This is a genomic window from Marinobacter sp. AN1, assembly GCF_026013985.1.
GTDB lineage: Bacteria > Pseudomonadota > Gammaproteobacteria > Pseudomonadales > Oleiphilaceae > Marinobacter > Marinobacter segnicrescens.
The window spans coordinates 1,468,081-1,489,340 of the sequence record NZ_CP110342.1 but is presented as its reverse complement, the minus strand read 5'-3'; the positions used below and the strand labels follow the sequence as shown (position 1 = coordinate 1,489,340).

Below are 21,260 nucleotides of genomic sequence, written 5' to 3'. Positions count from 1 at the left end.
AACAGGAGAAGCCCATGCAAATGAACATTTCCGGTCATCACGTAGAACTGACTCCCTCGCTGAAGGATTACATCAACGAAAAATTCCAGAAGCTCGAACGCCACTTCGATCACATCAGTAACTGCCAGGTGACGCTGGAAGTGGAGAAGGTACGTCAGATTGCAGAGGCCACCCTGCATGTCGTAGGCGGCGAAATTCACGCCAAGGCCGAGAACGACGACATGTACGCTGCTATTGATGCACTGGTAGACAAACTTGACCGCCAGATCCTCAAGCACAAGGAAAAGAACGTTGATCGGGCGCACGGAGCCACGGCCCGCTAACGATTGTGACACTGTAACGGCTATAATCTGACTCACAACGCTGCGGTACGACCTCGTACCGCAGCATTTTTTTATCGGGACCGATGAGAATCCATGACCGATTCGACCTTGACCATCAACAACATCCTGGCGCCGGAACTGACGCTGTGCCGTGTTAATGGCACCAGCAAGAAGCGCATTCTGGAGTTCATTTCCGAAAAAGTGGCTGGCCAGTACCCGGAACTCGACGAAACCCAGATCTTCAACAACCTGATCGCCCGGGAGCGCCTTGGCAGCACTGGTATTGGTCAGGGTATTGCCATTCCACACTGTCGTCTGGATGGTTGCACCCGGGTTGTGGGAGCACTGGTAACGCTGGAAGAAGGCGTGGCCTTTGACGCCATTGACAACCAGCCGGTAGACCTGTTGTTTACACTGATCGTGCCCCGGGAAGCCACCTCTGAACACCTCGAACTGCTGAGCCAGTTGGCCGAACAGTTCAATGACCGTAGTTTCTGCGATGCCCTGCGGGCCTGCACCAGCAATGACGGGCTCTATCAGAAGATAACCGGAAACCGCTGATCCGGTCCGGATGTCGCCCGACGCCCACAACGGCTTCGGCAAAGCTACCAGAGGACCAGTCCCATGAAACTGATCATCGTTAGCGGCCGCTCCGGTTCCGGCAAGAGTACCGCACTCCACGTGCTTGAAGACCTGGGCTTCTACTGCATCGACAACCTGCCCATTGGCCTGCTGTTCCCGCTGACCACCGAGGCAATGGCCGGAACCTCCGGCAGCCGCCTGGAAAATATCGCGGTCAGTATCGATGCCCGCAACCTGTCCAATGAGATTGCCAACTTCGAAGCGATCCATCAGCGCCTGATGGAAGCTGGCATCGTGACCGAAATTATCTACCTGGATGCCACCGAGCAGTCGCTGCTGCAACGTTTCCACGCCACCCGTCGCAAACACCCCCTCAGCGACGACCAGACTTCCCTGACTGAGGCCATACGGTACGAAAAGAAATTACTGGAACCTATTGCCCAGCTGGCAGACCTCTACCTGGACACGACCGAGCTGTCCATGTACGAGTTACGGGATACCGTCAAGCAGCGCATTATCGGCCGGAGCGAGCAGGACCTGGCCCTGCTGTTCCAGTCTTTCGGTTTCAAACACGGGGTACCGGTGGACTCTGATTACGTGCTGGATGTGCGCTGCCTGCCCAATCCCTACTGGGATCCCCAGCTGCGCCGTTTCACCGGCGTCGACCAGCCGGTGATCGACTTCCTGGGATCGGACCCGATGACCAACCGGATGATCGACGACCTGACCCGGTTCCTGGAAACCTGGCTGCCCCAGTTCAGCAACAGCAACCGCAGTTATATGACCATCTCCATTGGCTGCACCGGCGGCCAGCATCGTTCGGTGTACGTCTGCGAACAGCTGTCCCGTTATTTCAGCAAATCCTACAACCAGGTTCAGACCCGGCACACGGAGTTGCCTCACCTGAACCCGCAACACCGTGGTAACCCATGATTCGCCAGTCCGTCACCATCATTAACAAACTTGGGCTACACGCCCGCGCTGCGGCGAAACTCGTCGAAACCGCGTCCCGGTACGACAGCCGCGTGGAACTGGTCAAGGGCAACCGCCAGGTGGATGCCAAGAGCATCATGCCCGTGATGATGCTGGCAGCGAGCCAGGGAACAGAGGTAGAACTGGTGGCCGAGGGGCCGGACGAGCAACAGGCGATTGCTGCCCTCGAGGCACTGATCAACGACTATTTTGGCGAGGGCGAGTAAGACGTGAGCAAACAGGAAGATAACCGGGTTCCGGAGGACGACGAGTCCATCAAGAGCAAATCCCAGTTGAAGCGTGAAATGCACGCTCTCCAGGATCTGGGTAAGCGCATGATGGACCTCAGTGATGACCAGCTCACGGGCCTGCCCATGAGTGAAACGCTGAAAGCGGCCATCGTGGAATCCCGGCGGATCCACCAGCACGAGGCTCGCCGCCGGCACCTCCAGTACGTGGGCAAGGTCATTCGCAACGAAGTAGATCCGGAGGCCCTGCGCCGGGCGGTAGAGGCCTTTGACGCAGGCAGTGAGGAGCACACTCGTCGTCACCACCTGGCCGAACGTTGGCGCGACCGCCTGATCGAGGAGGGCAACCCCGCGGTATCAGGATTCGTTGAGCAATGCCCTGCCACCGATGTGCAGCACCTGCGTAACCTGCTGCGAAACGCCCAGAAGGACGTCAAGACCGGCAAGAATACTGGCCAGGCCAGGAAGCTGTTCCGTTATTTGCGGGAGTGTATCGACGAATCCGAAAAATCCGCCTGAAAGCGTCAGAGCCGGCGGTGCTCCCATACCGGCATCCGCTGGCGCACTTCCTGCAGATAGTCCATATTAAGCTCTGCCGTGATCACGCCAGCGCCTTCGGCAAGTTCTTTCACTACCTTGCCCCATGGGTCCACAACCATCGAGTGACCATAGGTCCGGCGCCGCTCGCTGTTTTGACCACCCTGCCCCGGCGCGACCATCCATACCTGGTTCTCAATGGCCCGGGCACGAATCAGCGGATGCCAGTGGGCGTCGCCGGTCTGCCAGGTAAAGGCGCTTGGCAGGGTTATCCAGTCCACCTGCTGCTCCCGTAGTTGCCGGAAAATCTCCGGGAACCGCAAGTCGTAACAGATCGCCAGGCCCAGCCGTCCGGCGGGTGTATCCACGGTCACCAGCTGCTCACCAGGCTCAAAGGTATCCGATTCACGGTATTGCCCCTGACTGTCCTCCACCATGGCATCAAACAGGTGGACCTTGTCGTATCGGGCGACCTCGACACCGCTGTCATCCACCACAATACAACTTGCCCTCACCCTGCTCGCCAGGGGGCTACCATCAGGCCTGGCCGCAATGGGTAGCGACCCACCAACGATCCAGATACCGTGCTTGCGGGCCTGCTCAGAAAGAAAGCGGCGAATCGGGCCATCGACGCTGACCTCCCGGCCACCATGGACCGGCATATTCGCAGTATCCAGCACGGCAAAGTTTTCCGGCAGCACGGCTACCCTCGCCCCCTGCTTGCCAGCCTGGGCCAGCAACAGGGAAGCCTGGTGCAGGTTGTCATCAATATCATGGGTGCTGACCATCTGGATAGCGGCGACCATTGTCTTGGGCATAGCGTCCTCCTGGTGCAGGATTTCGATCGGATAGCGGTCCTTCGGAACCCTCAGTCCTGGTTGCCGGCGTCAAAGATATTGCGCAGGTTGACCTCGGGATCGTCCCAGGTGCCACCGACACTATAGGTTGCACTGGTCAGTTTACTCAATGGCTCCCCCAGCAGTTTGTCCAACACAAACAGCGCACCGCCAACGGGAGGTGATGCCCCCATGAGGATCGCCGCCAGTGGCAGGTTCTGGGTGAGGGGCAGGATCACTACCAGCCGCATGTCCAGCGTACGGTTTGCAAGGTTCGTGGAACCGGACATTCGCAGGGCACCTGAAGGGCCCGCCAGCTGGAGATCCGGATTCCAGCTCAGGGTACCCTGCTTCAGGGTTCCCTGGCCGGAGATGGCATCAAAGGCCACCCCGGCCTCGTATAGATCGGAGAAATCGAAGGTCAGCCGTCGCTGCAACGTGTCGGTATTGAGCAGGTTGAACAGGCGGAACAGTTGCGCAGTATCGTTATTTTCAAGAATGACACCATCTTCCAGGCGAAGACTGAACTCACCATTAAGGCGTCCGACGGCGAACTGATCCGGCCGCCCCGGCCAGGAAAGGCCAAGATCAATGACCGAGCTTTCACTGGTCAGGGGCGCCTCCATGCCCAACAGGGTCGCTGCGTCCTGCAGGTTGCCGCCCTCCAGCACGCCCTGCAGCACCGTTGCTTCCTCGCCTGAGGTGACTCCCCAACGGACCTGGCCATCAAAGGCCATTGAACCGATCTGGCCCTGAAGATCCTGAAGCGTCACCTGGTCCGGGGAGGGAGACAGCAGGAATGACCAGGCCCCGGCGGGATCGTCACCCAGCCACAGCGAGCCGATGCGCACATCCACTTCGGGCCATTGTCCGGCAGCCATATTACGGAACGTCTCAAGCTGCTCTGTGGGAGTCAACAGGGGCACAGCCTCGTCAGCAGCATCATCGTCGGAACGTGCCAGCCGCAGTCTTTCCAGGTCCACCAGGACCGGCTTGCCGTCGGCAGGGATACGAACCACCCCGGTAGCCCGATAGGAGTCCGTAGTCAGCAGCCAACCGCCCGGCTCAGGGGTCAGCGTTGCGGTCACCCCTGGCAGTGCGTGGTCGCCCAGAACCAGTTCCTCCATGGACACTTCTACCCGCGTGAGCCAGTCAAAACCGGAACCGGCCGACTGGCTGCCCGTTCCGCGACCTCCTGCACCGGAGTTAGCCATTATCTGGTCAAACCAGGATTGCCATTCTCCGGGGACAAATCGATCCACATTCGCCCTGACCACCAGGCCTGCCTCTTCCGGCAGTAGGCACCAATTCCGCCTACAACCACCTGGCCATTAAAGAAGCCCTGTTGGCGCCATTCCAGTGCCACAGATAATCGCTCTCCCCAACGCCCTTCGATTTGCACACGGTCACCGTCCGGCCAGCGGACCAGGGCCTCGATGCGTTCTTCCGGGCCCGCTTCCCGCCCCAGCGGGGTGGGCCAGTCCGACCAGAGACCGGCACTGCTGGCATTAATCAACAAGCGGGCCGGGACGCCGGATGAGAAATCAAGGGTTGCCCCATATGGCAGTCGCCCTTCGATGCCTTTGATAACCTGGCCTTCCGGTAGCAGCCTTGCGGCCAGGGTGGCCACATCGGTCTGCCCGGTCTGGCTGATGGTCAGGCCTTTGTTGCCGCCATTGCCGGCCAGCTTTATCGTTACGGGCTGACCAAGGAAGCGGGCGCTCAGGGGATCGTCTGAGAACCCTCCGACCGAGCTATAGGAAAGATCGCCACTGATTCCCTGCCAGCGCAGATCCGCTGCCGGGTAGTAAACCTCTCCGTTACTGGTGTGGACACGGGCATCCACGTCAACATCAGGGTCGGGACCGAGCGGAAACCGCAACGAAAGGTCTACGTCATAATCACCAGACACCGAGAGGGCCTCCCCGGCCCCACCGGCCATCTCTCCCAGCGGGGTTTCCGCCAGCCAGTAGGCAATCCGTTGACCATCGACAGCAGCCCGGGTCGTAACACTGACCACTGGCGAAGCTTCCTCGGGGCTGACAACCACTTCAGCTTGCGGTAGTGACAGGCCACCGGTTTGTGCCTGGTCCAACTCCACATGGGTACGGCCATTGTGGATACGGACGCGGCCATTGGCATCGATAACCTCAGGCCACGCGGGATCGTAGGCGATGCGCCCGTTCCGGAATTCGTATTCCATGGCCGTGCTGAAGGCGAACCGGGGCGTGTCCTTGCCGATCTGGCCATGCCCGTAGAACTCGCCGCGGGTAATATCACCCTCGAGGATAGCCGTTGTCAGCCAGTCATAGAGTTCCGGATCGACGGCACCCACCGGAACAAAGTCCGCCAGCATATTGGCCACGCCATTCTCGACCGATACCTTCAAGCCCAGGTTATCCTCCCCGTAACGGTCCAGACGGAGATCAAAGGCGCCTTCGAGACGGGTCCGGTCCTGGTAGGTCATCTGCAGGTCACGGGCGAAAACCCGGGTGATCCCCCCGTCCAGGCGCCACCCAACTTGGCCGGACGCCCGGCCGAAAGCCCAGGGGCCAGCGAAGAGTTCCGGAAAGTGCAGGGTCGTATCCTCACCGTCGACCCGCACCTGCCCGCCATGGCGATTGAGCCATAGCCTGCCCTGTACATTGCCGCCACCGGGTGCGCCCTGATGGGGCTGCACCGATACACCTTCAAGGCGGGCGGACAGGTGGAATTCCTCAGGCAGTTTACGGGGGATCTCCAGATCGAAAGCCGACAGATCACCTTCAGGAGCGAGTGCAGCAAGGTGGTACTGGGCTCGGGCTGGCAACAGCTCCGAAGCCACAGCCAGCCGAGCCAGGGGACCTACCGCTACCCTGGGCGCCCTGACGTGGAACGCCAGGCGATCATAGTCAATTCGTCCCTCCACACCGGTCACCTGGTCCTCCTGCCAACGCCAACCCAGCTCCTTGACGTGGAAGCTGCCGCCACCGTCGGTGCGCCGCCAGCCAATCCGGGCAGACAGCCCTCGCAGGGGGGCCAGGGTATCCAGCTCGCTATCCAGCTGCACCCGGTGCACCTCAAGCTGACCGTTCAGGCGCTCTAACTGGCCATTCTGGAAGCTTAGCCAGGTGCGGGCATCGGCGTTAAGCTCACGAATCTCGAAGCCGCGCCACTGAAGTCCCCGAGTGAGTCCTTCAAAGAAGGCACCCGGAGTCAACTCCGCCCAGACCTGGCCCGTAAAGCGGCCGTCAAACAGGTCCTGGCCCGTAACCGAAAACGTGGCCAGTTGCTCGAGCGTACCCTGGCGCATGGCACGGCCAGAGGCAGACATCCGCTGATTACCGTAAGCCAGGTCCAGCTGTGGAACGTCCAGGAACACCGTGTCAGCGTCTGGCGTCTTCAGGCCGACGGTAAGATGGGTAAGACGAATGTGTGGGTCAGAGATCCTGGCCGTCAGTTCATCCAGCCAGCGTCGCGGCTCCAGCCACTGTTCTCTCTCCAGGGGCTCTCCGCTCAGACCCGGCCCTGGCTCAGGAAGGGTCAGCCCCTCAATGGCAAGGCGCCCGTCAGAGTCCTGCTCAACCACCAGGTCCAGGCCGTCGGCTTCCATCCGCTGGAACACCAGCCCCATGCGTAACAGTGACCTGGGCCCGTCCAGGCGCAACAGCAGCTGTTGCAGCGCTACCGCACTACGGTCCGGCGCATCCTGGTAGGCGATGCGCAGACCTTCCGCCAGCAAAATCGGATCCGCCCCCTGCCAGCGGGCCGAGAGCGACTCGATAGACACCTCCTGGCCCAGCCGCTGGCTGAGCAAGGCTTCCAGCCGGGGCCGGTAATCATCAACGTGCTCGGCGGTGTACCTCGCCCAACTGGTCAGCACAGCGATCACCAGCAACAGGACGATGGACAGCCACATCAGGGCCAGCAGCAGAAAACGGGACAGGGACCGTCCCCCGGACTCCCGGGCTGGGTCAGGAGAGGGGGACGCTGGCCGGGCCATTGTGCTCAGAGTAACACCACATCGTACTGTTCCTGGCTGTAGAAGGGTTCAACCTGGAAACGAATGGACTTTTCGATGAAGGTTTCAAGGTCCGCGACATTGTCAGCCTCCTCATCCAGCAAACGATCTACCACCTTCTGTGACCCCATCACGAGGTAACTTTCCGCATCATAGGCGCGATTGATCCGCAGGATTTCCCGGAATATTTCATAGCATACGGTCTCGGCCGTCTTGAGGAAGCCGCGGCCATCGCAGATGGGACAGGGCTCACACAGAATCTGACCAAGACTTTCGGTGGTGCGCTTGCGGGTCATCTCCACCAGGCCCAGCTCGGAGACACCGGTAATCTTGGTCTTGGCGTGGTCCCGCTCGAGCATCTTCTCCAGCATCCGATGTACCTGGCGCTGGTGTTCAGGGTCTTCCATATCGATAAAGTCGATGATGATGATGCCCCCAAGGTTCCTCAGCCGGAGCTGACGGCTTATGGCCCGCGCGGCCTCAAGGTTGGTCTTGAAGATGGTTTCTTCCAGGTTGCGGTGGCCGACAAACCCTCCGGTATTGATATCAATGGTGGTCATGGCCTCGGTCTGGTCGATGATCACATAGCCACCGGATTTCAGCTGGACCTTGCGGCTCAGGGCTTTCTGGATTTCATCCTCAACGCTGTAGAGATCAAAGATCGGGCGCTCGCCGGGATAGTACTCCACCTTGGTTTCGAATTCGGACACAAATTCACGAACAAAATCCATCACCCGCTGATAGCTTTCCCGCGAATCGATGCGAACCTTTTCGGTTTGAGGCCGGATCAGGTCACGAATGGTGCGGATAAACAGGGGCAGGTCCTGGTAGATGATGGACGGCGCCATCACATGCTCTATCCGGTCCACGATAGACTGGTTCAGGCGCTGCAGATAGACCATGTCCGCCAGCAGGTCCTCCTCGGACACCCCTTCCGCTGCCGTCCGGATGATAAAGCCGCCGGCACAGTCTTCCTGCTCGCTGATGGCACTTTCCAGGATGCCCTTCAGGCGGGTCCGCTCATCGTCATCCTCGATGCGCTGAGAAATCCCGATGTGGTGAACACCCGGCATGAACACCAGGTAACGGGAAGGAATGGAAAGCTGGGTAGTGAGCCGCGCGCCCTTGGTGCCGATGGGATCCTTGGTGACCTGAACCACCAGGGACTGCCCCTCCCGTAGCAGCGTACGAATGTCCGGTACCGTTCTGGGACCATCCCCGGTATCGCCATTATCCCCTGCAGAGGTGGATGGCATGACGTCGGAAGCGTGGATAAACGCAGCCCGCTCCAGTCCGATGTCGACGAAGGCCGCCTCCATACCCGGCAAGACGCGGACTACCTTGCCCTTGAAAATATTACCGACAATCCCCCTGCGGGTTGTCCGCTCGACATAAGCTTCCTGAAGCATCCCGTTTTCAACCAGTGCCACCCTGGTTTCCACCGGGGTCACGTTGATCAGGATTTCCTCGCTCATGTCATTCTCCGTTGTTGGATGTCCAGTAGTGCCAGACCGGCAGACCTGCCCCTGTCAGCAGGCCCGCGGTCACGTCCAGGGGCAGCCCTACAACTGCACTGTAACTGCCTTTGATGGATGCCACAAAGGCGCCGCCGCGGCCCTGTATGCCGTATGCACCGGCCTTGTCCATGGGCTCGCCCGTATCGCAGTAGGCGTCAATTTCACGTTCATCAAGGGAACGGAATTCCACATCGGTTGTGCTGACGGATACTTTTGTACCATCACTGGTCGTCAGGGCAACGCCGGTCATTACCTGGTGTGTGCGGCCTGACAGGGCCTGAAGCATTGATTTCGCTTCTTCCCGATCCACAGGTTTACCCAGGATCCGGTGTTCCAGCACCACAGTGGTGTCGGAGCCGATGACAAGGGCTTCCGCCTGCCCCACCTGTTGATAGCCAGCGAGGGCCTTCTCCCGGGCCAGCCGCTGCACATAAGCTTCCGGCTCCTCCCCCGGACGTGGGGTTTCATCGATAGCCACTGGCTGTGTATCAAAGGATAGCCCAAGCTGCCTGAGAAGGTCTGCCCTTCGCGGCGATGCCGAGGCCAGTATGACCGAGTGTTTCATCATGCGTTTTCCGACAGGACAGTCAGCCGAGTTTCAGGTTCAGTTTGTCCAGCAATGGGCATAACACCAGCCACAGCCCGGCACTGGTCACGGCTGGCCACAGGTAGGCAAACCCTGACGTCTCTGCTCCCAGTATCTGTTTGATAAAATGCACCAGCATCTGGTTGATCCCCACCAGGAGGAAAACGATTATGCTCTGCTGGATCAGCGGGAACATTCGCAGGCGCTGGTGGACCGTCAGCACCAGGAACGCCACTACCGCCATGGCGAGCCCGTTAACCCCCAGGGGCGTCGCCTCGAGCACGTCCAGCAAGAGACCCAGCACCCAAGCTGTCAGAATGCCGAACTGGGCCGGTGCCCGATAAGTCCAGTAGAACACGACCAGCGCCAGCCATTCCGGGCGGAACTCGAACCAGCCCTGGGGGAACAGGGAAATACTTGCGACCAGCGCCAGCAGGATACTGAGGAACATCACCGGATAACTGATTATCGACAGCATCAGTTGGTCTCCCTGCCGGTTTCCGGGCCAGCGTCCGGGGCCATACTGCCGGCTTCCTGCTGGTCGTACAGCTCCTCAGTACCAGCCGCCCCGGCCTCAGAGAACACCACCAGCACCAGCTTGCTTCTGCTCAGCCGGGCCATCGGAGTGGCGTGAATAGTCACAAAGGGGGCACCGGGGTCCTTGGTAATGTGGGAGACTTCAGCCACCGGATACCCCTTCGGGAAACGCCCCCCAAGGCCAGAGCTCACCAGGACGTCTCCTTCACGGATATCGGCGGTATCCGGCACATGGACCAGCTCCAGCTGACCGATATCACCATTGCCCAGCAAAATAGCCCTCAGGCCATTCCGCAGGACTTCTACCGGTACTGCATGGCTGCTGTCAGAAATGAGCAATACACGGGAGGTAAACGCCGCGGTATAAAGCACCTGGCCCATCAGGCCATTGGAGTCCAGGATTGCCTGACCGGCCTCCAGACCATCCCGGGCACCCTTGTTGATGATCACCTCATGGGAGAAGGGATCCGGGGACACCCCGACAACCTCGGCGACCACGACCCGGTCATCAAGCGCCCCAGAGGCATTCATCAGTTCCCGCAAGCGGTTGTTTTCTGCGGCCAGGGCACCGTACTTGAGGGCACGGCGCTCAAGGATCATCAGGCGGGCCTTGAGGGCTTCATTTTCGCTGAGCAGGTCTTCCCTGGGGGTAACCACGCCTGCAAACCAATCCCCGAAACGATCCGGGGCGTTACCCAACCAGAATACCGGCGCAAGCGCACTGGCAATACCACTGCGCAAGGGTTCGAGCCGTTCAAAGCGGTCATCTGCCACGATCAGGACCGCCGACAACACCAGCACTATAAGCAGACGGAATCCCGGAACAGGACCCTGCACGAAAATGGTCTTAATGGCGCAACCCCCTTGCCCCGATAACGCAACCGCCGCTGGGGCGTAACCCCAGCGGCGGTATCGGGCATGAGTCAGTCAGGCCGGAACCCGGAATCACGGTCACCCCTCCTGGGAGAACATGCCAATTCCGCCACGGTCGATAACTTCCAGGGCCTTGCCGCCACCGCGGGCGACACAGGTCAGGGGATCCTCCGCTATGATCACCGGCAGGCCGGTTTCTTCGCTGATCAGCTTGTCCAGGCCCCGCAACAGGGCGCCGCCACCGGTCAACACAATGCCGCGCTCGGCAATATCCGATGCCAGCTCAGGAGGGGACTGCTCCAGCGCGCTCTTGACGGTCTGGACGATCTGCGCCAGGGACTCCTGCAGAGCGTCGAGAATCTCTTCGCTGTTGAGTGTGAAAGCCCGGGGAACACCTTCCGCCAGGTTGCGGCCACGAACATCGATCTCCCGGATTTCAACGCCTTCGTAAGCGCAGCCGATCTCGTGCTTGATGCGCTCGGCGGTAGAATCACCGATCAGGCTGCCGTAGTTACGACGGACATAGGTGACAATAGCTTCATCAAACTTGTCACCGCCAACCCGCACGGATTCTGCGTAAACGATACCGTTCAGTGAGATGATCGCAATCTCGGTGGTGCCACCGCCAATGTCGACGATCATGGAGCCACTGGCCTCTTCAACCGGCAGGCCGGCGCCAATCGCTGCCGCCATGGGCTCCTCGATCAGGAACACCTCCCGGGCACCGGCGCCCAGGGCGGATTCACGAATCGCTTTCTTTTCAACCTGGGTGGACTTGCTGGGCACACACACCAGCACCCGCGGGCTCGGAGTAATAAAGCTGTTCTCATGCACCTTGTGGATAAAGTGCTGCAGCATTTTCTCGGTGACCACGAAATCGGCGATAACACCGTCCTTCATGGGACGGATAGCCGTAATGTTACCGGGGGTCCGGCCAAGCATTCGCTTCGCCTCGGAGCCGACGGCGGCAACCATCTTCTGGGAGTTGTTGGTCCGGATCGCAACCACCGAAGGCTCATTCAGCACGATCCCCCGCTCACGGACATAAATAAGGGTGTTTGCGGTACCAAGATCGATCGAGAGATCGCTGGAGAATAGGCCTCGGATACGTTTCAACATTCGCGTTATTTCAACCTGAGAAATGCAGTCTGGAAATGATGCGGCAACTTTAGCAGTGAGCACCCCCGCAGGCAAGGCGCGATGCGCCGGGTTACAAGCCTTTACAGCTTTACCGGGGTACTGCGCACAACTCTGAATCTGTTAACATATCGCTTTTCCATTAATTCCGGAGGCAATGCGTGACCATTTCCCGCAAGGACATTGAAAAAGTTGCGGTGCTCGCCCGCATCCAGGTGGATGATGCACAGGTGTCCGCCCTGGAAAAGGACCTGGGCAATATCCTGGATCTGGTGGACCAGCTCAGCGCCGCCGATACCGAGTCCGTCGAGCCCCTGGCCCACCCCCTGGACGCCGTCCAGCGCCTGCGGCCGGACGAAGTTACCGAGACCGACCAGCGTGCCGAGTTCCAGGCCATTGCTCCGGCAACGGAGAATGGACTTTACCTTGTCCCCCGCGTTATCGAGTGACCGACCAGCGACCCAGGAACCACCATGCACAACAAATCCGTAGCCGAACTTTCCCGTGCGCTGGAACAGGGCACTGTCTCCAGCGTCGAACTGACCCGTCAGTTTCTTGATCGCATCCGTTGTGAAGATGGCAAATACAACAGCTTCATTACCGTAACCGAAGACCAGGCCCTGGCAGACGCCAGGGCCGCTGACGAGCAGCGCGCCAATGGTAACGCGACACCCTGGACCGGTGTCCCCTTTGCCCACAAGGACATCTTCTGCACCCGGGGTGTGCGCACCACCTGCGGCTCGAAAATGCTGGAAAACTTCGTTCCGCCCTATGACGCCACAGTTACCGCCAATTTCCGCAAGGCTGGCGCAGTATGTCTGGGCAAGACCAACATGGACGAATTTGCCATGGGGTCGTCCAACGAATCCAGCTATTTCGGGCCGGTAACCAACCCCTGGGGCGCCAAGCGTGTCCCCGGAGGCTCGTCCGGTGGTTCCGCGGCAGCCGTAGCCGCATGCCTGGTACCGGCGGCCACGGCCACTGACACCGGCGGCTCGATCCGCCAGCCCGCCGCCCTGTGTGGCGTCACCGGCCTCAAACCCACCTATGGCCGGGTATCCCGTTATGGCATGATCGCGTTCGCCTCCAGCCTGGACCAGGGTGGCACCATGGCCCGCACGGCAGAAGACAACGCCCTGATGCTGAACGTAATGGCCGGCTTCGACCCGAAAGATTCCACCTGTGTGGATCGCGGGGTACCGGACTACACGGCCACCCTGGACGAGCCCCTGAAGGGCCTGAAAATCGGGCTACCAAAGGAGTATTTCTCCGAGCAGCTCAGCCCGGCCATGGAGCAACAGGTCCGTGACGCGGTAAAAGAATACGAGAAGCTGGGGGCCACGGTTAAGGAAGTGTCCCTGCCCCACGCAAATTTGGCCATAGCCGCATACTACGTGATCGCCCCGGCGGAAGCCTCCGCCAACCTGTCCCGGTTTGACGGCGTTCGCTATGGCTATCGCTGTGAAGACCCGAAGGACCTGATGGACCTGTACACCCGCACCCGGGCAGAAGGCTTTGGCAATGAGGTGAAGCGGCGGATCCTGGTGGGTACCTACGCCCTTTCCGCCGGCTACTTTGATGCCTACTACCTGAAGGCCCAGAAAGTCCGCCGCCTGATCCAGCAGGATTTCATCAACGCCTTCCGGGAGGTAGACGTCCTGATGAGCCCGACCTCCCCGTCGCCGGCGTTTGTCCAGGGTGAGAAGAGCACCGACCCGGTGACCATGTACCTGGAGGACGTGTTTACCATTGCCGTCAACCTGGCCGGCGTGCCGGCCATGTCGGTCCCGGCCGGTTTCATCGACGGCCTGCCGGTTGGCCTGCAGATCATCGGGGACTATTTCTCCGAAGCCCGGCTGCTCAACGCCGCCCATCAGTTCCAGCAGGTGACCGACTGGCACCAGCGCGAGCCTAACTAAGCCCGACGGAGGAGAGTGTCACATGCAATGGGATATCGTCATCGGGCTGGAGATCCATGTTCAGCTCGCCACCCGTACCAAGATCTTTTCCGGCTCCAGCACCGCCTATGGCGCCGAGCCAAATACCCAGGCCAATGCCGTTGACCTGGCCATGCCCGGCACCCTGCCGGTACCCAACGAGCAGGCTTTCCGCTACGCGGTCATGTTTGGCCTGGCGGTGAATGCCGAGATCGAGCGCCGGTCTGTGTTTGAGCGAAAGAACTACTTCTACCCGGACCTGCCCAAGGGTTACCAGACGACCCAGCTGGCCCGTCCCATCGTAGGTCCCGGCTACGTGGATATCCAACTCGAGAACGGTGAATCAAAGCGGGTTCGCATCCACCATGCGCACCTGGAAGAAGACGCCGGCAAGTCCCTGCACGAGGACTTCCATGGCATGACCGGTGTAGACCTGAACCGGGCCGGAACCCCTCTGATCGAAGTCGTCACCGAACCGGATATGACTAACGCAGAGGAAGCCGTTGCCTTTGCCAAAAAGCTTCACGGTATTGTGACCTCCCTGGGCATCTGTGATGGCGATATGTCCCAGGGCTCCATGCGCTTTGACGTGAATATCTCGCTCAAACCAAAGGGCTCTGACACCCTTGGCACCCGCACGGAAACCAAGAACCTGAATTCCTTCCGCTTCATGGAACAGGCCATTCACCACGAGGTGGAACGGCAGATGGACATCCTGGAGGACGGCGGCGAGATCGTGCAGGAAACCCGCCTGTACAACGGCGACCGGGATGAATCCCGCTCCATGCGCACCAAGGAAGAAGCCAACGACTACCGTTACTTCCCCTGCCCGGACCTTCTGCCAGTGGTGCTCGATGAAGCCTTTATCGATGAAGCCCGCAACAGCCTCCCGGAGCTCCCCGACGCCCGCAAGGCCCGCTTCATGGACCAGTATGGACTGAACGACTACGATGCCGGCCTGCTGGCTGCAGACGCCAGGCTAGCCGCCTTCTTCGAGGAAACGGCCCAACACGGGAAGGATGCCAAGCTGTCCGCCAACTGGATTCTCGGTGAACTCTCGGCTCGCCTGAACGCGGAGGAAAGGTCCGTCAACGACTCACCGGTCAGCGGCATACAACTGGGCGCGCTGGTGACGCGAATTGCCGATAACACCATTTCCTCAGCAGGTGCCAAGAAAGTCTTCGAGGCGCTCTGGGAAGGCGACGGCAGCGACGTCGATACCATTATTGATGCCAAGGGGCTGAAACAGGTTTCAGATACCGGCGAGCTTGAGAAGATGGTGGACGAGGTACTGGCAGGCATGCCGGATCAGGTGGCCCAGTACCAGAGCGAGGAGGACCCGAAAAAACGCAAGAAAATGCTCGGGGGCTTTATGGGGCCCCTGATGAAGGCGTCCAAAGGCCAGGGCAATCCCAAGCTGTTCAATGAAATTCTGCAGAAGAAGCTGGACGCTTGAAGGGCCGGAGGAAAACCATGGATCATATTGTTCGCGGCGTTATCGATTTCAGAAAGAACGTCTATCCGGAACATAAGGACCTGTTTGGCGCCCTCGCCGATAGCCAGAATCCGGACGTACTGTTCTTTACCTGCTCCGATTCGCGCATTGACCCGAACATGGTCACCGGCTCCAACCCCGGTGACCTGTTTATCTGCCGCAACGCCGGTAACGTGATCCCGCCTCACAGCAACGAGACCGGAGGCATGACCGCCTCCATTGAATATGCGGTGGCAGTACTGCATGTGCGGCACATTATTGTCTGTGGTCACACCGACTGCGGTGCCATCAAGGGTGCGCTGGACATTCCGGCCCTGAAGGGCCTGCCCCACGTCAAGGAATGGCTCAGCCACTGCCGGTCTGCCATGGAAATCGTGCGGGAGCGCCACGGTATCGCCGGTGACGAGCCACTGGACACGAAATATCTCAACGAGGCCATTGAAGAGAACGTACAGCAGCAGGTCCAGCACCTGCGCACTCACCCGGTGGTAGCCGCGAAACTGGCTACCGGCAAAATCGAGATTCACGGCTGGGTGTACGATATCAAGTCCGGCAACATTCGCTGTTGCGGCCGCGACAGCATCCAGTTCAAGGACTTCGACGAGTACTATGCCGACATCGTTGCCAGAGTCAGCAACGACTGAGGAGGAACGACGAAGCCCCGGAGAACCGGGGCTTCGGGTTTATAGGTACCTGGCCCTCGCGTCAGGCCAGCACAGCCCACAGATCGTGCTCGTCAGCATGCTCTACCACCACCTGGACAATCTGCCCCGGCTGCAGTTCGGTTTCGCCATTCAGGTAAACCATACCATCAATTTCCGGAGCATCGGCCCTGGAGCGGCCGATGGCGCCTTCCTCGTCCACCTCATCAATCAATACGTCGATGGTCTTGCCAATCTTCGCTTGCAGACGGGCGGTGGAGATTTCCGCTTGCCGGGCCATAAACCGGGCAAGGCGCTCTTCCTTCACGTCCTCCGGGACGGCGCCCTCCAATTCATTGGCCTTTGCGCCTTCCACCGGGCTGTAGGTAAACGCACCAACCCGGTCCAGCTGGGCCTCATCGAGCCAGTCCAGCAGGTACTGGAAGTCTTCCTCGGTTTCTCCCGGGAAGCCAACGATGAAGGTGGAGCGAATGGTCAGCTCCGGGCACATTTCCCGCCATTTCCTGATGCGCTCCAGGGTTTTGCTGTCGTGGGCCGGACGCTTCATGGCCTTCAGCACTTTTGGGCTGGCGTGCTGGAAAGGTATATCCAGGTACGGCAGGATCTTGCCCTCCGCCATCAGTGGAATGATGTCGTCTACGTGCGGATAGGGATAGACGTAATGCAGGCGTACCCAGACGCCCATCTCACCCAGCGCCTCGCACAGGGACTGCATCCGGGTTTTCAGCGGCCGGCCTTGCCAGAATCCGGTGCGGTACTTGATATCCACGCCATAGGCTGAGGTGTCCTGGGAGATTACCAGCAACTCTTTCACCCCGGCATCTACCAGGCGCTGGGCTTCGTCCATGACATCGCCAATCGGACGGCTTACCAGCTTGCCACGCATGTCCGGAATGATGCAGAAGGTGCAGCTGTGGTTGCAGCCTTCAGAGATTTTCAGATAGGCGTAGTGACGGGGTGTCAGTTTGATGCCCTGGGGCGGCACCAGGTCCACGAAGGGATCATGGTCCTTTTTTGGGGGGACATACTGATGGACTGCGCCCACCACTTCCTCGTAAGCCTGGGGACCCGAAACTGCCAGCACACCGGGATGGGTTTCCCGGATCTTTTCAGCGTCCACCCCCATGCAACCCGTGACAATGACCTTGCCGTTCTCATTGATCGCTTCACCAATGGCGTCCAGGGACTCCTGCTTGGCCGCATCAATAAAGCCACAGGTGTTCACAACCACGATGTCGGCATCGTCGTAGGTTGGCACGACGTCATAGCCGTCGAGACGGAGCTGGGTCAGGATGCGTTCCGAGTCCACCAGGGCTTTGGGACAGCCAAGGCTGATAAATCCGACTTTGCCACTACCAGTGGCGGGAGTTTTCTGTGTCATCAGGGGGCCGCTCAAGGTCAGAAAGTGAAACCCGGGCATTCTACCTCACCAAGGCCAGCCACCAGAAGGTGTGCAATCCTTGTCCAAACGAATGTTTCATAACATGACAGCCGTCACGACACACTCTCTTGCTGGTCACTAAACCACCAGTTACACTCGATGGATAATAAAAACTGTAATCTCCGCCCGAAGTTACAGACTTGTTCTCCGAGCCTCCGAAAAGAGGCCTGGTACCGGCGAGGGAAAATCGCCACACAGCACTGATCGACAGCAACGCCATTGTCAGGATGCAGGACGCGCACCAGGTTTTTCAGAGCGCCGTTACCTAATTTTCGGGCACGACAGGTAACACGATCGAACAGGATATGACCATGGGAAAGCCGCTCAACGTCGAGTCCGCCCCGGCCAAGCCGATGCGGGTCAAACCCCGTTCCGCCGAACCGAACCTCCGTGACCAGCAACGGGTCGAGGTCTCCCTGACCGTGACCGTGAACCGCCCGGGCCAGCCCCCCATCGAGTGCGAAATGTGCAACCTTTCCCGCGCCGGCATGATGCTGCGCTGCACCAACGAGGTCACGGCAACCCTGATCCCGGGCAAGCGTCCACCGGCTCCCGGCGACTGGATTGACGTCCACGCCCGCTTCGAGGTACCGGTGCTGGCCCAACAAACCGTTAGCCTGTCAGCTCGATGCCATATCGCCCATTTGCGCCGGGTGGCCAGGGACGAGTTCCACCTGGGCATCCGCTTTGTTGATTTCGACGGCCGTGGTTTTGACTACGTAGACCAGTACGTCCATCGCCTGCTGACCGACGGCACTCACTGAAACCCGCTGACAACGCAGCCCGGGGCCTATAACCGGCTGGCCGCTCTGCGCATATTGTTATAGCCGGAAACTCTACTAGCTCACCTTCTTATAAGCACCCGCCACTGGTATAGTAGCCTTCCTCTGACAACGCCTCTTTATCCCTGTTTTGGGCATGCTTCCGCCATGCCCCGGTGAGCTGAACTATGACCACGTACAACCTGACCCATCTCAAACAGCTGGAAGCTGAAAGTATCCACATCATCCGGGAGGTCGCCGCAGAGTTCGACAACCCGGTAATGCTCTACTCCATCGGCAAGGATTCCGCGGTCATGCTGCACCTGGCACGCAAGGCCTTCTACCCGGGCAAGCCGCCATTCCCACTGATGCACGTGGACACCACCTGGAAGTTCCGGGACATGATCGACTTCCGGGACCGGAAGGTAAAGGAATATGGCCTGGACCTGATCGTCCACATCAACGAGGACGGCGTGAAGCAGGGCATCGGTCCATTCACCCACGGCAGCGCCAAGCATACCGATGTAATGAAGACCCAGTCCCTCAAGCAGGCCCTGGACAAGTACAAGTTTGATGCCGCCTTCGGTGGTGCCCGCCGGGACGAGGAGAAATCACGAGCCAAGGAGCGGGTCTACTCCTTCCGGGACGAATACCACCGCTGGGACCCCAAGAACCAGCGCCCGGAGCTGTGGAACATATACAACGGCAAGGTTAACAAGGGCGAAAGCATCCGCGTGTTCCCGCTGTCCAACTGGACCGAGCTGGATATCTGGCAGTACATCTACTTGGAAAACATCGAGATTGTCCCTCTCTATTACGCCGCCAAACGGCCGGTCGTGGAGCGGGACGGCACCCTGATCATGGTGGACGACGACCGTATGCCACTCAGGGAGGGCGAGAAGCCGATGATGAAATCCGTCCGGTTCCGCACCCTGGGGTGCTACCCGCTGACCGGTGCCATCGAGTCCGAGGCGGACACGCTGCCGGAAATCATCCAGGAAATGCTGCTGGCTACCAGCTCCGAGCGTCAGGGCCGCGTGATCGACCACGATTCTGCCGGTTCCATGGAACAGAAAAAGCGGGAAGGGTACTTCTGAGATGTCACACCAGTCTGATCTGATTGCCGAAGATATTCAGGCCTACCTGAAGCAACACGAGAACAAGGAACTGCTGCGCCTGCTGACGTGCGGCAGTGTGGATGATGGCAAGAGCACCCTCATTGGCCGCCTGCTCCACGACACCAAGATGATCTACGAAGATCACATGGCCAGCCTGAAAACCGACAGCGCCAAGATGGGCACCACCGGCGAGAAGCTGGACCTGGCGCTATTGGTGGACGGCCTGCAGGCTGAGCGGGAACAGGGCATCACCATTGACGTGGCCTACCGTTACTTCAGCACCGACAAACGCAAGTTCATTATTGCTGACACCCCCGGTCACGAGCAGTACACCCGCAATATGGCCACCGGCGCGTCCACCGCACAGCTTGCGATCCTGATGATTGACGCCCGCTACGGTGTATTGACACAGACCCGCCGGCATTCCTATATCGCGTCCCTGCTGGGCATCCGCCACATTGTGGTTGCCATTAACAAGATGGACCTGGTGGACTTCAGCGAGGAACGGTTCAACGAGATCAAGGAAGACTACCTGGCCTTCGCGGCCAAGCTGGGCCTGAAGGATATCCGCTTCGTACCGATCTCCGCCCTTGAGGGGGACAACGTGGTGAACCGGAGTGAGAACACGCCCTGGTTCAGCGGCCAGCCCCTGATGGAAATCCTGGAAACCGTAGAGGTGTCCCGGGACAAGAACCTGGAGCACTTCCGCTTCCCGGTACAGTACGTCACCCGCCCCAACCTGAATTTCCGCGGTTTCTGCGGCACAATCGCCTCAGGCGTGATCCGCCCGGGGGATGAGGTCATGGCCCTGCCCTCACGTCGCAAGAGCACCGTAAAGGATGTGGTGACCTTCGATGGCAGCCTGGAAGAAGCCTACATTGACCAGGCCGTTACCCTGACCCTGAATGACGAGATCGACATCAGTCGGGGCGACATGCTGGTGAAAGTTGAAGACGAGCCGGAGGTGGGCAACCGCTTCAACGCCAATATCGTTTGGATGACCGATGCACCGCTGGAAACGGGCCGCCTGTATGACATCAAACTGGGACCAACCTTTACTTCGGCAACGGTAAAGAAGATTCATCACCAGACAGATGTAAACACCCTGGAACAGAGCGCCAGCCCCTCACAACTGGCCCTGAACGAAATCGGTCTGTGCGAGCTCACCCTGAGTCAGCCCGTCGCCTTCGATGCCTACCCGCGCAACCATGCTACCGGTAGCTTTATCGTCATCGACCGTCTGACCAACGTCACCATCGGCGCTGGCATGATCGCGGGCACCGCCAGCGACGTGGAGTCCCTCGACCCGGTTACCGCCGAAGAGCGGCAACGCCGCCTGGCGCAGACGCCTGCCATCATCGCCTGTAACGGGCGCAAGGCGGGCGACCTGGCCATCGCTGTAGAGCGAACACTGTTCGACCAGGGCAAGACGTCCGTGGTCCTCACCGAAGAGAACGCCGGAACCGCCGATGACCGCCGTCGCACGGCCCAGTTGCTGGCGTCCCATGGCCTGATCGCCGTTGCGGTCAACCTGGGTACCGACGTAGCCACTATCAGTGTAGAGGCGGACAGTGGTGACGACATTCCGGGGGCGGTCAACGACCTGCTCCAGGGCCTCATCCGGAACCGCCGGGCCTGAGACCCGGCGGATCATCCGCCCACTACCCTTCCCCTGCGTCCCGCAAGCGGACCGCAGGG

Annotated in this window: 21 protein-coding genes; 12 read left to right on the top strand and 9 right to left on the bottom strand. The window is 59.8% G+C overall.

The window, feature by feature from the left end:
* The first annotated feature begins 14 nt into the window (after positions 1 to 14).
* The 5 genes from hpf (at position 15) to yjgA (ending at position 2,644) form a co-directional block, all read left to right on the top strand.
* The gene (hpf, locus tag LJ360_RS06765; RefSeq protein ID WP_091849112.1) at positions 15 to 323 is read left to right on the top strand and encodes a ribosome hibernation promoting factor; all 309 of its coding nucleotides are present in this window, start codon (positions 15 to 17) and stop codon (positions 321 to 323) included.
* Between the two features lie 93 nt (positions 324 to 416).
* Positions 417 to 884 (top strand): PTS IIA-like nitrogen regulatory protein PtsN, encoded by a 468-nt coding sequence (gene ptsN, locus LJ360_RS06760; RefSeq protein WP_264995655.1) that lies wholly within the window; start codon positions 417 to 419, stop codon positions 882 to 884.
* A gap of 63 nt (positions 885 to 947) precedes the next feature.
* The gene (gene rapZ, locus LJ360_RS06755) at positions 948 to 1,838 is read left to right on the top strand and encodes an RNase adapter RapZ (RefSeq protein ID WP_091849114.1); all 891 of its coding nucleotides are present in this window, start codon (positions 948 to 950) and stop codon (positions 1,836 to 1,838) included.
* Positions 1,835 to 2,104, top strand: coding sequence for an HPr family phosphocarrier protein (locus LJ360_RS06750; protein ID WP_091849115.1), 270 nt, complete (start codon positions 1,835 to 1,837; stop codon positions 2,102 to 2,104). The genes rapZ and LJ360_RS06750 overlap by 4 nt, the downstream gene beginning before the upstream one ends.
* A 3-nt stretch (positions 2,105 to 2,107) precedes the next feature.
* Positions 2,108 to 2,644: a ribosome biogenesis factor YjgA gene (yjgA, locus tag LJ360_RS06745; protein WP_264995654.1), complete on the top strand. Its 537-nt coding sequence runs from the start codon at positions 2,108 to 2,110 to the stop codon at positions 2,642 to 2,644.
* Positions 2,645 to 2,649: 5 nt separating this feature from the next.
* Here yjgA and LJ360_RS06740 read toward each other — a convergent pair whose 3' ends face one another.
* The 8 genes from LJ360_RS06740 to LJ360_RS06705 form a co-directional block, all read right to left on the bottom strand.
* Positions 2,650 to 3,480 carry a carbon-nitrogen hydrolase family protein gene (locus LJ360_RS06740; protein ID WP_091849116.1) on the bottom strand — a complete coding sequence of 277 codons (831 nt, stop codon included), beginning with the start codon at positions 3,478 to 3,480 and terminating at the stop codon, positions 2,650 to 2,652.
* A gap of 50 nt (positions 3,481 to 3,530) precedes the next feature.
* Positions 3,531 to 4,712 carry a YhdP family protein gene (locus tag LJ360_RS06735; RefSeq protein WP_264995653.1) on the bottom strand — a complete coding sequence of 394 codons (1,182 nt, stop codon included), beginning with the start codon at positions 4,710 to 4,712 and terminating at the stop codon, positions 3,531 to 3,533.
* Entirely contained in the window at positions 4,712 to 7,480 is a 2,769-nt protein-coding gene (locus tag LJ360_RS06730; protein WP_264995652.1) for a YhdP family protein, read from the bottom strand. The genes LJ360_RS06735 and LJ360_RS06730 overlap by 1 nt, the downstream gene beginning before the upstream one ends.
* A gap of 5 nt (positions 7,481 to 7,485) precedes the next feature.
* A complete protein-coding gene (gene rng, locus LJ360_RS06725) occupies positions 7,486 to 8,973 on the bottom strand; it encodes a ribonuclease G (RefSeq protein ID WP_091849118.1) in 1,488 nt (495 codons plus the stop codon).
* Position 8,974: 1 nt separating this feature from the next.
* Positions 8,975 to 9,583, bottom strand: coding sequence for a Maf family protein (locus LJ360_RS06720; protein ID WP_320108786.1), 609 nt, complete (start codon positions 9,581 to 9,583; stop codon positions 8,975 to 8,977).
* Between the two features lie 19 nt (positions 9,584 to 9,602).
* On the bottom strand, positions 9,603 to 10,079 hold the full coding sequence (gene mreD, locus LJ360_RS06715) for a rod shape-determining protein MreD (RefSeq protein WP_264995651.1): 477 nt from the start codon (positions 10,077 to 10,079) through the stop codon (positions 9,603 to 9,605).
* Complete coding sequence (mreC, locus tag LJ360_RS06710) at positions 10,079 to 10,975, bottom strand: rod shape-determining protein MreC (protein ID WP_264995650.1); 897 nt, start codon at positions 10,973 to 10,975, stop codon at positions 10,079 to 10,081. Before mreC ends, mreD begins: the two co-directional genes overlap by 1 nt.
* Before the next feature lie 114 nt (positions 10,976 to 11,089).
* The gene (locus LJ360_RS06705; RefSeq protein ID WP_091849121.1) at positions 11,090 to 12,130 is read right to left on the bottom strand and encodes a rod shape-determining protein; all 1,041 of its coding nucleotides are present in this window, start codon (positions 12,128 to 12,130) and stop codon (positions 11,090 to 11,092) included.
* A gap of 179 nt (positions 12,131 to 12,309) precedes the next feature.
* On the opposite strand from LJ360_RS06705, the gene gatC reads away from it, so the two are divergent.
* The 4 genes from gatC to LJ360_RS06685 are packed head-to-tail and all read left to right on the top strand — an operon-like array spanning position 12,310 to position 16,224.
* On the top strand, positions 12,310 to 12,597 hold the full coding sequence (gene gatC, locus LJ360_RS06700; protein ID WP_091849122.1) for an Asp-tRNA(Asn)/Glu-tRNA(Gln) amidotransferase subunit GatC: 288 nt from the start codon (positions 12,310 to 12,312) through the stop codon (positions 12,595 to 12,597).
* 24 nt (positions 12,598 to 12,621) lie between these two features.
* Complete coding sequence (gene gatA / locus LJ360_RS06695; RefSeq protein WP_264995649.1) at positions 12,622 to 14,067, top strand: Asp-tRNA(Asn)/Glu-tRNA(Gln) amidotransferase subunit GatA; 1,446 nt, start codon at positions 12,622 to 12,624, stop codon at positions 14,065 to 14,067.
* A gap of 22 nt (positions 14,068 to 14,089) precedes the next feature.
* A complete protein-coding gene (gene gatB / locus LJ360_RS06690) occupies positions 14,090 to 15,541 on the top strand; it encodes an Asp-tRNA(Asn)/Glu-tRNA(Gln) amidotransferase subunit GatB (protein WP_264995648.1) in 1,452 nt (483 codons plus the stop codon).
* 17 nt (positions 15,542 to 15,558) lie between these two features.
* Positions 15,559 to 16,224 (top strand): carbonic anhydrase, encoded by a 666-nt coding sequence (locus tag LJ360_RS06685; protein WP_264995647.1) that lies wholly within the window; start codon positions 15,559 to 15,561, stop codon positions 16,222 to 16,224.
* Positions 16,225 to 16,285: 61 nt separating this feature from the next.
* On the opposite strand, the gene rimO is transcribed toward LJ360_RS06685, so the two are convergent.
* A complete protein-coding gene (gene rimO / locus LJ360_RS06680) occupies positions 16,286 to 17,623 on the bottom strand; it encodes a 30S ribosomal protein S12 methylthiotransferase RimO (RefSeq protein ID WP_264995646.1) in 1,338 nt (445 codons plus the stop codon).
* Between the two features lie 371 nt (positions 17,624 to 17,994).
* Between rimO and LJ360_RS06675 the strand changes: the two genes are divergently transcribed.
* The 3 genes from LJ360_RS06675 (at position 17,995) to cysN (ending at position 21,201) form a co-directional block, all read left to right on the top strand.
* Complete coding sequence (locus tag LJ360_RS06675; RefSeq protein ID WP_245742475.1) at positions 17,995 to 18,447, top strand: PilZ domain-containing protein; 453 nt, start codon at positions 17,995 to 17,997, stop codon at positions 18,445 to 18,447.
* Between the two features lie 185 nt (positions 18,448 to 18,632).
* Positions 18,633 to 19,541, top strand: coding sequence for a sulfate adenylyltransferase subunit CysD (gene cysD / locus LJ360_RS06670; protein WP_091849126.1), 909 nt, complete (start codon positions 18,633 to 18,635; stop codon positions 19,539 to 19,541).
* 1 nt (position 19,542) lies between these two features.
* Entirely contained in the window at positions 19,543 to 21,201 is a 1,659-nt protein-coding gene (gene cysN, locus LJ360_RS06665) for a sulfate adenylyltransferase subunit CysN (RefSeq protein ID WP_264995645.1), read from the top strand.
* Positions 21,202 to 21,260 lie beyond the last annotated feature (59 nt).

Excerpts from the sequence above, each read along its gene's own strand:
- LJ360_RS06730 (WP_264995652.1), bottom strand. The coding sequence starts at position 7,480 with ATGGCCCGGCCAGCGTCCCCCTCTCCTGACCCAGCCCGGGAGTCCGGG.
- LJ360_RS06705 (WP_091849121.1), bottom strand. The coding sequence starts at position 12,130 with ATGTTGAAACGTATCCGAGGCCTATTCTCCAGCGATCTCTCGATCGAT.
- mreD (WP_264995651.1), bottom strand. The coding sequence starts at position 10,079 with ATGCTGTCGATAATCAGTTATCCGGTGATGTTCCTCAGTATCCTGCTG.
- rimO (WP_264995646.1), bottom strand. The coding sequence starts at position 17,623 with ATGACACAGAAAACTCCCGCCACTGGTAGTGGCAAAGTCGGATTTATC.
- rng (WP_091849118.1), bottom strand. The coding sequence starts at position 8,973 with ATGAGCGAGGAAATCCTGATCAACGTGACCCCGGTGGAAACCAGGGTG.
- hpf (WP_091849112.1), top strand. The coding sequence starts at position 15 with ATGCAAATGAACATTTCCGGTCATCACGTAGAACTGACTCCCTCGCTG.
- LJ360_RS06740 (WP_091849116.1), bottom strand. The coding sequence starts at position 3,480 with ATGCCCAAGACAATGGTCGCCGCTATCCAGATGGTCAGCACCCATGAT.
- LJ360_RS06720 (WP_320108786.1), bottom strand. The coding sequence starts at position 9,583 with ATGATGAAACACTCGGTCATACTGGCCTCGGCATCGCCGCGAAGGGCA.
- cysN (WP_264995645.1), top strand. The coding sequence starts at position 19,543 with ATGTCACACCAGTCTGATCTGATTGCCGAAGATATTCAGGCCTACCTG.
- cysD (WP_091849126.1), top strand. The coding sequence starts at position 18,633 with ATGACCACGTACAACCTGACCCATCTCAAACAGCTGGAAGCTGAAAGT.
- LJ360_RS06750 (WP_091849115.1), top strand. The coding sequence starts at position 1,835 with ATGATTCGCCAGTCCGTCACCATCATTAACAAACTTGGGCTACACGCC.
- rapZ (WP_091849114.1), top strand. The coding sequence starts at position 948 with ATGAAACTGATCATCGTTAGCGGCCGCTCCGGTTCCGGCAAGAGTACC.
- gatB (WP_264995648.1), top strand. The coding sequence starts at position 14,090 with ATGCAATGGGATATCGTCATCGGGCTGGAGATCCATGTTCAGCTCGCC.
- LJ360_RS06735 (WP_264995653.1), bottom strand. The coding sequence starts at position 4,712 with ATGGCTAACTCCGGTGCAGGAGGTCGCGGAACGGGCAGCCAGTCGGCC.
- ptsN (WP_264995655.1), top strand. The coding sequence starts at position 417 with ATGACCGATTCGACCTTGACCATCAACAACATCCTGGCGCCGGAACTG.
- gatA (WP_264995649.1), top strand. The coding sequence starts at position 12,622 with ATGCACAACAAATCCGTAGCCGAACTTTCCCGTGCGCTGGAACAGGGC.
- LJ360_RS06685 (WP_264995647.1), top strand. The coding sequence starts at position 15,559 with ATGGATCATATTGTTCGCGGCGTTATCGATTTCAGAAAGAACGTCTAT.
- LJ360_RS06675 (WP_245742475.1), top strand. The coding sequence starts at position 17,995 with ATGGGAAAGCCGCTCAACGTCGAGTCCGCCCCGGCCAAGCCGATGCGG.